Source organism: Candidatus Dormiibacterota bacterium (assembly GCA_035635555.1).
Classification (GTDB): Bacteria; Acidobacteriota; Polarisedimenticolia; order Gp22-AA2; family Gp22-AA2; genus Gp22-AA3.
Map to the genome: position 1 here is coordinate 253031 of DASQAT010000046.1, position 14706 is coordinate 267736.

Genomic DNA, 14706 nt, shown 5'->3' on the forward strand with positions numbered 1-14706 from the left:
GTCCGCGGAGGTGTTCATGCTCAAAGGCACGCACTGCGCGGTGCTCTTCGATCTGTTCGACACGCTCGTGCGGATCGATTCGGAGGCCTATCTCGAGGGGAAAAGGGAAGAGGCCCGTCTCCTGGGTGTCGATCCCGAGCGGTTCATCGCGGCCTGGACGGATCTCAGCGACCGGGCCCAAAGGGGAGAGCTTCCCGATTTCACGGCGCGGCTGCGGCAGGCCGCCCTGGACTGCGGGGTGCATCCGGCCGACCCCACGCTCGCGCGCGCCGCTCTCCTGGAGGAGCGCATGACCACGATCACGTCGCTCTATCCCGACGTTCTGCCCACGCTCGAACCGCTGCGCCGCGACCGGCGGCTGCGGCTCGGCCTGGTGAGCAACGCCTCGTCCACGGCCGCTCTCCTGGTGGAGCGGCTGGACCTGGCGCGCCACTTCGATCGCCTGGTCTTCTCGTTCCGCGTCGGTGTCCTGAAGCCTGACCCCCGCATCTACCTCTTCGCGTGCCGGGCCCTCGGGGTTCGGCCGGCCGACTGTCTCTTCGTCGGGGACGGAAACGGGTTCGAGCTCGACGGGGCCCGCGCTCTGGGGATGGAGGCGGTGCGAATCGTGCGTCCGCTCCGGCCGGGACCGTTCCGCAAGGGTGAGAGTCTCACCTTCGATGCCTCCGTCGACGACCTGACGCGTGTGCTGGCCCTGGTCAGGCCCGGCCCCTGAGCGCGACATACGGACAACGCGGAATTACACTTTCCGTCATCGCCGCTACGAAAATCGTCGTGGCCCGTGACCCGGCCCGCCGGTTTCGAGTTCGTGATCTCCGCAAGGGTCTCATAGAGCGGGCCTTCCGTCGCCTCTCCCCTCCGTGTCCCGTGGAACGGTTCTTGCTGGTCTTCTGGACACTTGCGGAGGGGAGCGTGACACCCAAGGCCAACATCCTGATCGTCGATGCGAACAGCGAGGCGGTGCGCGCCGAATCGGGCGCGCTGACGCGCGCCGGGCACCGGGTCGTCGCGGTGGACCGCGGCGCAATGGCGCTGGAGCGTCTGAAGGCGCAGAGCTTCGACCTGGTGATCGTCGACCACGATCTGCCGGACATGGGCGGGCTCGATGCGCTGGCGCGCTTCAAGGAAGCGTCTCCGGAAACGCCCGTGGCGGTGTCCGCCGCCCATCCGGAGGTCGACGCGACCATCGTGGCGCTGCGCAAGGGAGCGTACGACTATCTCCGCAAGCCCGTGACCGAGGAGGATCTCCTCTCCCTGGCGGACAAGGCGGCGCAGATCAAGCAGATGGGATACGAGCGCAGACGCGCGGCGGAGGAGCTGCAGTCGGAGAAGGTGAAGAACTTCGAGCTCAGACGCAATCTGCAGAGTCAGCACACGTTCAGCGCCATCCTGGGCAAGAGTCCCAAGATGAAACAGATCCACGACGTGCTCCAGGAGGTGACCGCCACCGATTCGACCGTGCTGGTCATGGGCGAGAGCGGCACGGGGAAAGGCCTTCTGGCCCGCATCCTGCACTACAACTCCCCGCGCGCCGACCGGCCGTTCGTGGAGGCGAACTGCGCGGTCTATTCCGAGGGGATCCTTCACTCCGAGCTCTTCGGTCACGAGAAGGGGGCGTTCACCGGCGCGGTGAAGCAGAAAAAGGGCCGCTTCGAGCTGGCCGATACAGGATCGATCTTCCTGGACGAGATCGGCGACATCTCCCCGGCGACCCAGCTCATGCTCCTGCGCTTCCTGCAGGAGCGCCGCTTCGAGAGAGTGGGAGGCGAGGACACCGTCGAGGTCGACGTGCGCGTCATCGCCGCCACGAACAAGAACCTGCAGGAGGGCATGGAGCGGGGCAGCTTCCGGAACGACCTGTTCTACCGCCTCAACGTGATTCCGATCCACATTCCCCCTCTCCGCGAACGGGTGGAGGACATTCCGATCCTGGGCATGGAGTTCCTGGAACAGGTCGCCAAGAAGATCGGCAAGAGCATGCGCGGGTTCAGCAGCGACGCGATGGACGTGATGACCCGGTACTCCTGGCCCGGCAACGTCCGCGAACTGGAGAATGTCATCGAGCGCACCGTGATCCTCTCCAAGAGGGACCTGATCGAGATCAGCGACCTGCCGCCGAACCTGAAGGACGGGACCACGGAAAGCGCCGAGGTGAAGCTCTCCCTGCACGAAAACGAGCGCCTGTACATCCTGAAGACACTCGCCGAGTGCAACTGGAACAAGAAGCTGGCGGCCTCCGTGCTCGGCATCAACCGCTCCAGCCTGTACAGCAAGCTCAAGAAGTACGACATCGGTCGGAGCCCGGTGAACTGAGTGGAGGTGCGCCGCCGGTGGGAGGCGCGCCTGTCCGCGCCGGGGCCGGAGACGCGGGCATGAAAGACCTCAACCCGGGCACCCGGTTCTACATCCTGGCGACCTACGCGGCCGCGCTGCTGATCCTGCTGGGCGTCCTGCACGGCGGCACCCTCACCTTCGACACCGAGTTCCTGATGCTGGCCCTGATCGGCGCCGTCATGGCGCCGCACACGGTGCACCTGGGGATGCGCGTCGAGATGTCGATTTCGCATCCCTTCATCCTGGCCACGATGATCCTGCTGGGCACGGCCAACGCGGTGCTCATCTCGATCCTCTGCATCGCCAGCCTGTGCTTCATCCGTACGCCCAGGATGGAGTTCTACCGCGCGCTCTTCAATATTTCCTCGTTCGTGGTCACCACCTTCGCCACCTGCCGGACCTACGTGCTCTTCGGCGGCAGCGCTCAGGGCGGCGGCGTGGTACCGATGGTCGCTCTCATGGTCGCCACGCTGGTCTTCTACCTGGTCAACACCTACAGCATCTCCGGGGTCGTGGCGCTCAGCGGGCGCCTGAACCTGTTCAAGGTGTGGCACGAAAACTTCCTGTGGTCGGCCCCGTCCTTCTTCGCGGGCGGGTCCCTGGCCCTCGGGATGTCGTACTTCCTGCAGCGCTTCGGGATCTATTCGTTCGTCCTGTCGCTGCCGTTCTGCGTGCTCATCTACTACTCGTACAAGCTGTATCTGGACAAGCTCGAGGAGAAGAAGCAGCACCTCGAGGACATCGAGCGGATGAACGCCGACCTCGAGCGCAAGGTGAAGGAGCGCACGCAGGAGCTGGAGGTCGTGAACCAGAAGCTGCAGGAATCGAACCTCGAGCTGCAGCGCGCCAATTCACTCAAGAGCGAGTTTCTGGCCAACATGTCGCACGAGCTGCGCACGCCCCTGAACGCGGTCATCGGGTTCTCCGAGCTCCTGCTCGACACCGGCTCCGGCACTCTCGGCGAGGACCAGAAGGACTACGTCGCGGACATCCTGTCGAGCGGGCGGCATCTCCTGGAGCTGATCAACGAGATCCTCGACCTGTCGAAGATCGAGGCCGGCAAGATGAAGCTGAGCGCCGAAGAGTTCGAGATCGGACCGGTCTGCGAGGAGGCGATGGCTTTGCTTCGTGTCGAAGCCGGACGCAAGCACATCGAGATCGTCCTCGATGTCGAGGACTCTGCGCTCGAGGTGCGCGCCGACCGCAACAAGGTCAAGCAGATCATGAACAATCTCCTGAGCAATGCCGTCAAGTTCACCCATCCCGGCGGGCGCGTGACTCTTCGGACCCGGCGCGTGGTGGACCGGCTCGCGGTGTCTGTGATCGACACGGGGATCGGCATCAAGGACGAGGACCAGGAGCGCATCTTCCAGGCCTTCACCCAGGTGGACGGCTCGTACGCCCGCCGATACCAGGGCACGGGGCTCGGCCTGACGCTGGTGAAGAAGTTTGTCGAGATGCACGGGGGGAGCGTGACGCTCGAGAGCCGCTTCGGCGAAGGGAGCGATTTCACCTTCACCATCCCGGGCGTCCTGAGCCCCCGTCCCCAGGCCGAGGAGGCCTCTCTCTCCGAAAGGCCGGAGGGTGTCACCCGGCTGACGCACGATGCCGATCGGCAGGGCGACCTCATCCTCGTGGTGGAGGACAATCCCATCAATCTCAAGCTGGTGCGCGACATCCTCAAGGCGAGCGGGTATCGGGTCGCGGAATCGACGACCGGGGAGGAGGCGCTGGATGCCTTGAAGTTCATCCGTCCCGACCTCATATTGATGGACATCCAGCTCCCGGGGATGGACGGGCTCCGGGCGGCGCGTCTCCTGAGGGACAACCCGGAGACCCGCGACATACCCGTCGTCGCCCTGACGGCGCATGTCATGAAGGGAGACGAAGTCAGGGCGAAGGAGGCAGGGTGCGCGGGATACATCCCGAAGCCGATCGAGCCGGGCATCTTCCCGCGCCAAATCGCCGCCTTCCTGCAGCGCGGCGGCAACCCGGACACGAACTGACGCGATGGACCAGATGAAGACCTCTCTTCCGGCCGATGACCCGTCCGCCCCCGCGGAACGGAGCGGCACCGTCCTCGTGGTCGACGACGATCAGCGCAACGTGCGCTTGATGGAATCGATCCTGAGGGGCAGCGGATACCAGGTTGTGAAAGCCTACAACGGCGAGGATGCACTTCGCCTCGTCGAGACGGCGCCGCCCGACATGCTCCTGCTCGACGTGATGATGCCGAGGATGAGCGGGTTCGAGCTGTGCCAGAGGCTCAAGGACCGCTACGAGACAAGGCTCCTGCCGATCATCATGGTCACGGCCCTGAACGCGCTCGAGGACAAGGTCCAGGCGCTGGAGTACGGCGCCGATGATTTCCTGAGCAAGCCGATCAACAAGGTGGAGCTCCTCGCGAAGGTGCGTTCGGTCCTGCGCGTCAAGGCCCTGCACGACGAGCTGGAGAAGAATCGCCTGGAGATCGAGAAGAAGAACCAGAAGCTCATCCGGATGGAAGGGTTCAAGGAATCGATGATGCAGATGGTGGTCCACGACCTCAAGAACCCGCTCGCCAGCATCATGGGCAACGTGCAGCTCATCCAGATGAGCGAGGAGACCGTGAACCCCGCGCGGCTCAAAGAACTGCTGCAGCGCACGCAGGAGAGCGCCCGGCAGCTGATGCGGATGATCCTCAACATCCTGCAGATCGGCAAGCTCGAAGAGCAGAAAATGCCGCTCAACCTGGAGCGCGTCACCCTGCGTCACCTGGCTCAGGAAAACGTGGACGAGATGACGGGGCTGAGCGCGCGCGACAACATTCGCGTTGAGAACCGGGTCCCTCCGGACCTGCCGTCGCCGCTGGCGGATCGGGAATTGATCAGCCGCGTCATCGCCAACCTTCTGAACAACGCGTTCAAGCACACGCCGGGCGGAGGTCAGGTGATCATCGACGCCCGGCGGGAGGAGGACGCGGTGGTTCTCACGGTCAGCGACACGGGCGAGGGCATCCCCGAAGACCTGCAACCGCGCATCTTCGAGAAGTTCGTGGGGGGCGAATCGGACACCTCCAAGCGCATGCTCTACGACTCCGGGCTGGGGCTCACGTTCTGCCGTCTCGCGGTCGAGTGCCACGGCGGCAGCATCTGGCTGAAGAGCAAGCCCGGAGAAGGCACGACCGTCTTCATCTCCCTCGCTCTGGCGGGTCCCTCGGAGGGAAAAGCCGGGGCGCCGCGAGCCGGGGCCACGGCCGCATGAGCGCGGACACGGCCGCGGCCCCCGCCGGCAGCGATCTGTCGGAGGCTCCGAAGACGCCGCGGGGATTCTGCTCTCCCGCCGCGCTGGCCGAGCTCATCCGCGACCTCTATCTGGACGAGAAGACCGGCACGCTTCACCTGTCGCGCAGCGGCGTGGAGAAGAGGATTCTCCTCGATCGCGGCATGATCATGACGGCGTCCTCCTCCCTGGCGGACGAGACTCTCGCCGCCGTCCTGGTCGAGCGCGGCTGGATGCAGGCGGAGGAGGCCGAGGCGCTGAAGGGCCTGGACGATCGTCAGGTGGGTGAAATCGCCGCGCGCCGGGGGCTCCTGACCTCCCCGATGCTGCAGCAGGCCAACCGCGATCTCGCGCAGTGCATCCTCACCGCCCTGTTCCGCTGGGACGACATCGAGTACCGGTTCGAGGAGGGACCGGTGACCGCGGGGCTTCTGGAGAGCGACGTTGTCGTCAGCTTCGAGATGATCATCCGGGCCCTGCGCTCGATGGTCGGATTCGAGTCCATCCGCGAGGCTCTCGTGCGGCAGGATCGGACCCTGCGGCTGTCGGACCAGGTCTATCTCCCGGTCGACCGCCTGACGCTGGCGCCCATCGAAGGGTTCCTCCTCTCACGCGTGGACGGTCAGGCGAAGGTTCGCGACGTCCTGGCGCAGATGCCCCAGGCCGACGAGGAGGCCGCGACGCGGTTCCTGTTCGGACTCCTGATTCTCGGCCTGGTCAATTTCGCCCCTGCGATCTCGGCCGGCCCCCTCAGCTGCCGGGACCTCGTGCGCGGCGAGGAAGAGAAGAAGAAGCGCGAAGATCGCGAGCGGTCGGAGGTGACGGACTTCTACAGGGTGGCCCAGCAGGGGACGCCTCAGACGATCCTCGGGATCACCGAGGAGGCGACCCAGGAGCGCGTGAAGACGGCCTACCTCGAGCGCAAGGAGCGATTCCAGCCCGCGCGTTTCATGAAAAAGGTTCAACAGGACCTCCGGGAAGAGCTGCAGATCATCGAAGCGCGCCTCCTCGAAGCGTTTCTCAAGGTTCGATCGGAGAAGCTGTTCGCGGCCAGGGCCGCGGGGCAGGGGACCGAGAAGGTGGTCAACCTCGACCTGGAGAGCCTGTCGCTCCGCAAGGAGCTGACCAAGACCGAGAAGCAGTCGATGGAGGAGGAGAAGAGCCGCATGGCCGAGCAGTTCTTCACCAAGGCCAGGGACTACTTCAAGATGGGGGACTACTTCGACTGCATCCGCTACTGCGAGTTCGCCACGTCGTACAGCGATCGGAACGCCGCAGTCTTCGGTCTCCTGGGGCAGGCCCTGATGCGCAACCCCGACTACCGGTGGCAGAAGAGGGCGGAAACCGCGTTCCTGCGCGCCGCGGAGCTCGAGCCGTTCAATCCAGGCCACTTCGTGGCCCTGGGGCATTTCTACGAATCGCACGGGCTCCTGGCCAAGGCCAGGAGGGAGTACGAGAAAACGCTGGAGCTCGTCCCGACCCACGCCGAGGCCCTGGCGTCGCTCCGCGCTCTCGAGAAGAAATAGACCGACCCCCTCCCCGAAACCCTTGTCCCCCGCACAATTGACAAAGATCTCCTGCGTGCTATAATGCGCCGTCCGCCTGGACCGAACCGTCATGTACATAGAAACAAAGGAGATAGGGCCCGAGGGGCTGTCGATCGGGCGCTCGGTAGAAGGGTTTCGGCTTCCTTCCGGAGAGGCCGAAGGGATCCAGGTCGATTCGGTGCATCTGAGCGGCGAGCTGAGCAAGCGCGAGGACGGCCTGTCGTTCTCCGGCCGGATCAGCGCGTCGGCCCATCTCTCCTGCAGCAGGTGCCTGGAGGAGTACTCGCTTCCCCTCGATCTGCCGTTCGACCTGTTCTACACGACCGTACCGGACGGGGCGGCGGGAGAGAGGAATCGGATCGACGACGACATGGTCACCCGCGTCCACTATGACGGTGCACGGATCGATCTCGGCACGCTCCTGTCCGAGCAGGTGTATCTTGGTCTGCCGCTCAAACCGCTGTGCCGCCCGGATTGCCTCGGTCTCTGTGCCCGTTGCGGGACCAATCTCAATGGCGGCGACTGCGCCTGCGCGGAGCAGAGGACCGAGGATCCTCGTCTCCGGGTCCTGAAGAACCTCCTCTAGAGACACAGGGAAGGAACGCTCGCATGCCGAATCCGAAACGCCGTCACTCGCGCGCGCGCCGCGACAAGAGACGCGCCCACGACGCTCTCACTCGTCCGATCCTTTCGAAATGCCCCAACTGCCAGGAGGACAAGCTGCCGCACCGGGTCTGCCCTCATTGCGGGTTCTACAAGGGAAGGGAAGTCATCGAGGTCGGCGAGATCTAGGACGGGGTTCGGACGTCCGCACCGCCGGCCCGCACGAGCCGCCTCACCACCGCCGGCCGGTCTTCCAGCCAGGTCCGTTCCGGCGCACGCGTCCGGGAAGGGTGCACACGTGGAGATGTCGATCGCCATCGACGCGATGGGAGGCGATTTCGCCCCCTCGAATCCCGTGGCCGGCGCGGTCCTGGCGGCGCGTGAATACGGGGCGCGGCTCATTCTGGTGGGCCGGAGTGAGGCGATCGAGTCCGAGCTCGCGAAGCATCGCGCCCGCGGGCTGCCGATCGAGATCGTCCACGCCAGCGAAGTCGTCGAGATGCACGAGTCGCCCGTCACCGCCTTCCGGAGAAAGAAGGACTCCTCCATCCGCATCGCCGCGACCCTGGTGCGCGATGGGCGCGCGGCGGGAGTGGTCAGCGCCGGGAACACGGGGGCGGTGATGACCACCGTCAAGATGATCTGCGGCGTCCTGGAGGGGGTGGAGCGGCCCGCCCTGTGCGCGGTCGTTCCGAACCTCAAGGGACCGTCGGTCTGGCTCGATGTCGGCGCCAACATCGACTGCAGACCGGAGCACCTCGTGCAGTTCGCCGTGATGGGGCACCTCTACGCCCGCGAAGCGCTCGGTGTTGCGAACCCCAGGGTCGGTCTGATGAGCATCGGCGAGGAGGACAGCAAGGGAAACGAAGTCACGCGGGAAGCGTTTCGCGCCCTCAAGGAGGCTCCTCTCAACTTCATCGGCAACGTCGAGGGTCGGGATATCTTCAACGGCAAGGCGGACGTGATCGTCTGCGACGGGTTCATCGGGAACGTTTCCCTCAAGGCCGTCGAAAGCGCCGCGGAGGCGATCCTTCATTTCATGAAGGAGGAAATCGCCAAGTCGTCGCTGGCCAAGGTGGGTTACTTCCTGGCGCGCCCGGCGTTTCGCAATTTCCGTAAGAAGGTCGACTACGCCGAGTACGGGGGCGTGCCGCTCCTCGGCGTGCGGGCGGCGGCGATCATCTGTCACGGCGGCTCGTCCGTGCGGGCCATCAAGAACGCCGTGCGCGTGACGCAGGATTTCGTGAGGAACCGGGTGAATGATCGCATCCACGACGAGATCCTCAGGATGACTGCGAGCCGCGGCGTGGGCGGCGGGATCCACGCCGCCGGCGACATGAAGCTGGGGAGTCTCGATGACGCGCGGTGAGAGGCGAGCCATGATCCGGGGCACGGGCTCGTCCCTGCCGGCGCGTGTCCTGACGAACGCCGACCTGGAGAGGATGGTGGATACTTCGGACGAGTGGATCATCTCGCGCACCGGAATCCGCGAGCGACGCATCGCGCAGGACGACGAATACATGTCGCAATTCGCGACGCGGGCCGCGGAGGCGGCGCTCCAGGCGGCCGGTCTTCCGGCCTCGGAGGTCGACCTGATCATCTGCGCGACCGTCACCCCCGACATGCCGATCCCCGCGACGGCCTGCATCGTCCAGAACAATCTGGGGGCGACCGGGGCCGCCGCCTTCGACCTGGCCGCGGGGTGCTCCGGCTTCATCTACGCGCTGGCCGTCGCCGACCGCTTCGTGACCACGGGAGACTACCGCGCCGTCCTGGTCATCGGGGCGGAACTCCTGTCGAAGTACACCGACTGGCGCGATCGGACGACGTGCGTCCTGTTCGGCGACGGCGCGGGGGCCGTGGTCCTGACACCCGGCGCGGCCCCTTACGGGGTGCTGGCGTCCGAGATGCACGCCGACGGCGGCATGGCGGACTTCATCTACGTCCCGGCCGGCGGCACGCGCGAACCGGCGTCGGAACGGAGCGTGACCGAGAGACGCCACTTCATCCGCATGCGCGGCAACGAAACGTTCAAAATGGCGGTCCGCTCGATGGAGGAAGCCTCCCGCGCGGTGCTCGAGAAGGCCGGTCTCGCTCCCGCCGACGTCAACCTGTTCATCCCGCACCAGGCGAACCGCCGGATCATCGACGCCGTGGGCAGTCGCCTCGGCCTGCGGGAGGACCAGGTCTATGTGAACATCGAGCGCGTCGGCAACACCTCGGCGGCGTCGATCCCCGTGGCCCTGGATGAAGCCGTGCGCAAGGGGCTCGTCCACAAGGGGGACAACCTTCTCTTCGCGGCGTTCGGCACCGGATTGACCTGGGGCGCGGCCGTCTGCAAGTGGGGCTGGTGAGCTCCGTCCGGGGGGTGGCCCTGCTGTTCCCGGGCCAGGGATCCCAGAGCGTGGGGATGGGGCGATCCCTCTACGAGACGGAGCCGGCGGCGCGCGACCTCTTCGATCGCGCCGACCGGGCCCTGGGCTTTCCGCTCACCCGGACCTGTTTCGAGGGCCCGGAGGAGACCCTGAAGCTCACGGCCGTCACGCAGCCCGCGCTCCTGACGGCGAGCGTCGCCGGTTTTGCGGCGCTGCGCGCGCACGCCCCCGGCGGCCTGCGGGATTCGATCGTGTGCGCCGCGGGGCATTCGCTCGGAGAGTACTCGGCGCTCGTCGCGGCAGGGGCGCTCGAGTTCGAGGACGCGCTCGTGACCGTGCGACGTCGCGGAGAGTACATGCAGGAGGCGGTGCCTGTCGGCGCCGGGGCGATGGCCGCCGTCCTGGGCCTGCCTCTGGAGCAGGTGGAGTCGTTGTGCCGCGACGCGTCGGATGGCGAGGTCCTTGCGCCGGCCAACCTGAACGCGCCGGACCAGACCGTCGTTGCCGGGAGCGCGGCGGCCGTGGAGCGGCTGGCCGTCCTGGGCAGGAAGCGTGGCGCGAAGAGAATCGTCCTCCTCCCGGTCAGCGCACCGTTTCATTGTGAACTGATGGCGCCGGCCCGCGAGCGTCTGGCCGTAGACTTGAAGAATCTGCCGTTCCGGGACGCGGAACTCCCGGTGGTCCTGAACGTGACCGCGCAGCCGGAGACCCGGGCCGCCGCCTTGCGGGCCGCTCTCGTCGACCAGGTCACCCGGCCGGTGCGCTGGGTCGAGAGCGTCCTGAAGATCAAGGAGATGGGAGCGGAGCTCATGCTCGAGGTCGGTCCGGGGCGCGTGCTCTCCGGTCTGGTCAGACGGACCATCCCCGGCTCGGCGCCCCTGAACGTGGAGGACCAGGCGACGCTCCTGAAGACCTGCGCCGAGCTCGAACACGCGGGGGAACGGACGGAATGAGCGGGGACGAGCTCAAGGAGCGCGTCAGCTTCGTCACGGGCGCGTCGCGGGGCATCGGACGTGCCATCGCGCTGGAGCTGGCGTCGAGGGGATCCGATCTGGTCCTCCTGGCCCGCGGCATGGACGATCTTCAGCGCGTCGCCCGGGAGTGCGAGGGCCGGGGGGCGCGTTGCCGGGCGATCGCCATCGACCTCGCGGACGCGGCCTCGATCTCCGCCGCCGCGGGGGATGCTCTGAAGGCCTTCGGCCGCGTCGATCATCTGGTGAACAATGCCGGGATCACGTGCGACGGGCTCCTCCTCAGGATGAAGCGGGCGGACTGGGACCGGGTCCTCACGGTCAATCTGACCGGCGCGTTCGAGATGACGCGCGCGGTCCTGCCCGCGATGGTGCGGGCCCGCTACGGCCGCATCGTCAACGTCAGCTCGGTCGTCGGTCTCATGGGCAATCCCGGGCAGGCGAATTACTGCGCGTCCAAGGCCGGGCTGATCGGTTTCACGAAATCCCTGGCGCGGGAAGTGGCGTCGAGGTCGATCACGGTGAACGCGGTGGCCCCCGGCTTCATCGACACCGACATGACCCGGGCGCTGGCGCCGGAGGCCCGCGAAACGATGTCGGACCACATCCCGGCCGGCCGGCTGGGGACGGCCGAAGACGTGGCGTCGGGCGTGGCGTTTCTCCTCACGCCAGGCGCCTCCTACATCACCGGCGAGGTGCTCAACATCAGCGGCGGTCTTTACATGTGAATGGGGGCGAACAATAATCAGCCTGCCGTTCCGGCGTCAAACGAAGGCCCGGACGGCGCAGACAGGAACAGGGCATTCGAGGGCGTCCCGCATGGAGGGGAGCAGATGGCGCAGAACATCGAGGAGAAGGTCAAAGGCATCATCGTCGAGCAGCTGGGCGTCGACCCCGAGGAGGTGACGACGGAGGCCTCCTTCGTGAACGATCTGGGGGCGGACTCGCTCGACACGGTCGAGCTGGTCATGGCGCTGGAGGAGGCGTTCAAGATCGAGATCAGCGACGAGGACGCCGAGAAGATCCACACGGTCGGAGACGCCATCAAGTACATCCAGACCCACGCCTGAGGCCCGGCAGCAGGGGCGAACCGACATGGACAGGCGCGTCGTCATCACGGGGGTGGGCATGGTCTCACCCCTGGGGATAGGTAATCGGGAGAACTGGCAGGCGCTGCTCGAAGGGCGAAGCGGGATCGGTCCGATCACCCGATTCGACGCGAGCGACTATGCCTGCCGCATCGCCGGAGAGGTCAAGGGATTCAATCCCGAAGACTGGGTCCCGAAGAAAGATGTCAAGAAGATGGATCTCTTCATCCATTACGCCATGGCCGCGGCGGAGATCGCCATGCGGGACGCCGGCTTCCAGGTCGAGGCGTCGGAAGCGGACCGGGTCGGCGTGTACATCGGCTCGGGCATCGGCGGGCTCCCTTCGATCGAGCGTCAGCACGCCATCCTGCTGAAAGAGGGTCCGCGCAGAATCTCCCCCTTCTTCATCGTCGGTCTGATCGTCAACATGGCGTCGGGGCAGGTCTCGATCCGCTATGGCGCCAAGGGGCCCAACCAGGCGGCGTGCACGGCCTGCGCGACCGGCACGCACGCCATCGGCGACGCGTTCGAGATCATCAAGCGAGGGGACGCCGACGTCATGATCGCGGGGGGGTGCGAGGGCGTCATCGCGCCCCTGTGCGTGGGAGGCTTCTCGGCCATGCGCGCGCTGTCCACGCGGAACGACGATCCCGGGGGTGCCTCGCGCCCCTTCGATGCGGACCGCGACGGGTTCGTGATCAGCGAGGGGGCCGGGATCGTGATTCTCGAAGAGCTCGGACACGCCGTGCGCCGCGACGCCGCCGTGCATGCCGAGGTGGCCGGTTACGGGGTGTCGGGTGACGCATTTCACGTGTCCGCCCCCTCCGAGGACGGGGACGGACCGGTGCGGGTGATGCGCAGGGCCATCCAGGACGCGGGGATCGATCCGTCGGCCATCGATTACGTGAACGCCCACGGCACCTCGACCCCGCAGGGGGACGCGGTCGAGACGTGCGCCCTGAAGAAGGTCTTCGGGGATCGGGCGCGCACGGTGGCCGTGAGCAGCACCAAGTCGATGACCGGACATCTTCTGGGAGGGGCCGGCGGCCTGGAGACCGCGATCGTCGCGCTGGCCATACGCGAGGGGATCGTCCCACCGACGATCAACTACGTCACGCCCGACCCGGAGTGCGATCTGGACTACGTCCCCAACGAAGCGCGCAGGATGAGGGTCAATTACGCGTTGAACAATTCGTTCGGTTTCGGGGGGACGAACGCGGCGCTTGTCTTGAAGAAGCCGGAGGGGTGATACCGGAGCCCGGGGAAGCCCCCATGGCCCGCGGAGCACCGTCCCCCCGTCCCGCCCTCAGACCTCGTCGAAGATCGAGTCCTTCAGGCAATTCAGCTTCTGTTCGTACGATTCCGGATACAGGAACCAGCACGCCGCGGCCACGCTGCTGATGAGCGCGTTCCCGTCCTGCGGGGTGAAGCAGAACCCGACGACCTCGGTGCCACGGTGCACCGCCAGGGTCGGCACGACCAGGACGCCCTGGTTGAGGATGCGCCCGTAATGGCCGTAGTCACGCCCGAACGAGAACACCGAGTTGGCGGATTGCTTGTACGTGAGCGCCATGCGATCGTCGTTCTTGATCCGTTCGAGAATCGCCTCGACCGTTGTCGGCTTCCTGAGCCGGATGTTGAAATGGATCGCGTGCATGTACTGGCTGTTGACCTTGAGGGCCGAGGAGAACAAGTCGAGCTCGTGACCCAGGGTGTTGAACAGGTACCATGCGTCGCGTGCGTGATGGGTTCCGAAGCGTTCGTCCTTGTGCCGGTTGACCTGCGGCGAAGGAACGAACGAGGTGTCCTGGCTGATGTCGTTGGCGCGACGGATGCAGGTGAATCGACCCTCGACAAAGTCGTCGACCCCGCCGGCCCGCAGGCCGATCAGGTCGATCAGGACCGCCAGGTTGTGCGTGTTGCAGGACACGACCTGGATGTACTGGTCGACGCCCTTCTTCAGCGTGCGATCGTTGATGCCGCGGGCGTACATCTTGCCGAAGCCGAATTCCGAGCCCTGGGCGATGAAGCCCAGCGTGCTGTGCGCGTATTTCTCGTAGATCTCCCTCTTGTTCTGGAGCCCGACGTCGGAGGGAGTGCAGTCGATCACCACGGTCGCCTGGCGCAGCGCCTCGTGGTGCTCGTAGCCCGGCTCGATGCCGATGTCCCGGAATCCGCGCCGCGCCGAGTCATCGCACGCCAGGCGCGCGCCGCGCTTGATCAGGTTGACCACCTTGGATCGATCCGTGAGCAGAGGGGTGCGCTTGTGGAAGGTGACCTCGTCGAAGCCGAGCAGGTCTTTCCTGTCGGAGAACAGGCCGATGAGGGGCTCCCCGATGGTCCCCGTGCCGATGATGTGGACGACTCTTTTCGAAGCCATCGCGGCCTCCGGATACGTCGGGCAGGAACTCCCGCTTCCACCGCGAAACATATCATTCCGCAGCGGGGCGGTCAATGCGGGACATTCCGGCCACCCCCAAGGCCTCGACAGCCGTCCCGGCGGCTCTTTCTTGACAGTCATCGGCCC

At 66.1% G+C, this 14706-nt stretch carries 14 protein-coding genes; 13 read left to right on the forward strand and 1 reads right to left on the reverse strand.

The features are described from left to right. Positions 1-16: 16 nt before the first annotated feature. The 13 genes from VEW47_13795 (at position 17) to fabF (ending at position 13428) form a co-directional block, all read left to right on the forward strand. Entirely contained in the window at positions 17-715 is a 699-nt protein-coding gene (locus VEW47_13795; GenBank protein HYS06255.1) for an HAD family hydrolase, read from the forward strand. A 197-nt stretch (positions 716-912) separates the two neighbouring features. Then, entirely contained in the window at positions 913-2313 is a 1401-nt protein-coding gene (locus tag VEW47_13800) for a sigma-54 dependent transcriptional regulator (GenBank protein HYS06256.1), read from the forward strand. Between the two features lie 59 nt (positions 2314-2372). Then, positions 2373-4340, forward strand: a complete 1968-nt coding sequence (locus VEW47_13805) for an ATP-binding protein (GenBank protein HYS06257.1) — start codon at positions 2373-2375, stop codon at positions 4338-4340. Positions 4341-4353: 13 nt separating this feature from the next. Beyond that, positions 4354-5577 (forward strand): response regulator, encoded by a 1224-nt coding sequence (locus VEW47_13810; GenBank protein HYS06258.1) that lies wholly within the window; start codon positions 4354-4356, stop codon positions 5575-5577. Then, entirely contained in the window at positions 5574-7121 is a 1548-nt protein-coding gene (locus VEW47_13815; protein ID HYS06259.1) for a DUF4388 domain-containing protein, read from the forward strand. Before VEW47_13810 ends, VEW47_13815 begins: the two co-directional genes overlap by 4 nt. Before the next feature lie 91 nt (positions 7122-7212). Continuing rightward, positions 7213-7728, forward strand: coding sequence for a DUF177 domain-containing protein (locus VEW47_13820; GenBank protein ID HYS06260.1), 516 nt, complete (start codon positions 7213-7215; stop codon positions 7726-7728). Positions 7729-7751: 23 nt separating this feature from the next. Next, a complete protein-coding gene (gene rpmF, locus VEW47_13825) occupies positions 7752-7934 on the forward strand; it encodes a 50S ribosomal protein L32 (GenBank protein ID HYS06261.1) in 183 nt (60 codons plus the stop codon). Positions 7935-8049: 115 nt separating this feature from the next. Next, on the forward strand, positions 8050-9114 hold the full coding sequence (plsX, locus tag VEW47_13830) for a phosphate acyltransferase PlsX (protein HYS06262.1): 1065 nt from the start codon (positions 8050-8052) through the stop codon (positions 9112-9114). A 10-nt stretch (positions 9115-9124) separates the two neighbouring features. Next, complete coding sequence (locus VEW47_13835; protein ID HYS06263.1) at positions 9125-10099, forward strand: beta-ketoacyl-ACP synthase III; 975 nt, start codon at positions 9125-9127, stop codon at positions 10097-10099. Continuing rightward, entirely contained in the window at positions 10096-11073 is a 978-nt protein-coding gene (gene fabD / locus VEW47_13840; protein HYS06264.1) for an ACP S-malonyltransferase, read from the forward strand. Before VEW47_13835 ends, fabD begins: the two co-directional genes overlap by 4 nt. After that, positions 11070-11819, forward strand: coding sequence for a 3-oxoacyl-[acyl-carrier-protein] reductase (fabG, locus tag VEW47_13845; protein HYS06265.1), 750 nt, complete (start codon positions 11070-11072; stop codon positions 11817-11819). The genes fabD and fabG overlap by 4 nt, the downstream gene beginning before the upstream one ends. 105 nt (positions 11820-11924) lie before the next feature. After that, on the forward strand, positions 11925-12161 hold the full coding sequence (gene acpP / locus VEW47_13850) for an acyl carrier protein (GenBank protein ID HYS06266.1): 237 nt from the start codon (positions 11925-11927) through the stop codon (positions 12159-12161). A gap of 25 nt (positions 12162-12186) precedes the next feature. Further along, positions 12187-13428 carry a beta-ketoacyl-ACP synthase II gene (fabF, locus tag VEW47_13855; protein HYS06267.1) on the forward strand — a complete coding sequence of 414 codons (1242 nt, stop codon included), beginning with the start codon at positions 12187-12189 and terminating at the stop codon, positions 13426-13428. 57 nt (positions 13429-13485) lie between these two features. On the opposite strand, the gene VEW47_13860 is transcribed toward fabF, so the two are convergent. After that, positions 13486-14559 (reverse strand): hypothetical protein, encoded by a 1074-nt coding sequence (locus VEW47_13860; protein ID HYS06268.1) that lies wholly within the window; start codon positions 14557-14559, stop codon positions 13486-13488. Positions 14560-14706: the final 147 nt, after the last annotated feature.

Coding starts and splice junctions, on each gene's coding strand:
- fabG (HYS06265.1), top strand. CDS start 11,070: ATGAGCGGGGACGAGCTCAAGGAGCGCGTCAGCTTCGTCACGGGCGCG.
- fabF (HYS06267.1), top strand. CDS start 12,187: ATGGACAGGCGCGTCGTCATCACGGGGGTGGGCATGGTCTCACCCCTG.
- acpP (HYS06266.1), top strand. CDS start 11,925: ATGGCGCAGAACATCGAGGAGAAGGTCAAAGGCATCATCGTCGAGCAG.
- VEW47_13820 (HYS06260.1), top strand. CDS start 7,213: ATGTACATAGAAACAAAGGAGATAGGGCCCGAGGGGCTGTCGATCGGG.
- VEW47_13860 (HYS06268.1), bottom strand. CDS start 14,559: ATGGCTTCGAAAAGAGTCGTCCACATCATCGGCACGGGGACCATCGGG.
- VEW47_13835 (HYS06263.1), top strand. CDS start 9,125: ATGATCCGGGGCACGGGCTCGTCCCTGCCGGCGCGTGTCCTGACGAAC.
- VEW47_13815 (HYS06259.1), top strand. CDS start 5,574: ATGAGCGCGGACACGGCCGCGGCCCCCGCCGGCAGCGATCTGTCGGAG.
- VEW47_13810 (HYS06258.1), top strand. CDS start 4,354: ATGAAGACCTCTCTTCCGGCCGATGACCCGTCCGCCCCCGCGGAACGG.
- plsX (HYS06262.1), top strand. CDS start 8,050: ATGTCGATCGCCATCGACGCGATGGGAGGCGATTTCGCCCCCTCGAAT.
- rpmF (HYS06261.1), top strand. CDS start 7,752: ATGCCGAATCCGAAACGCCGTCACTCGCGCGCGCGCCGCGACAAGAGA.
- VEW47_13805 (HYS06257.1), top strand. CDS start 2,373: ATGAAAGACCTCAACCCGGGCACCCGGTTCTACATCCTGGCGACCTAC.
- VEW47_13795 (HYS06255.1), top strand. CDS start 17: ATGCTCAAAGGCACGCACTGCGCGGTGCTCTTCGATCTGTTCGACACG.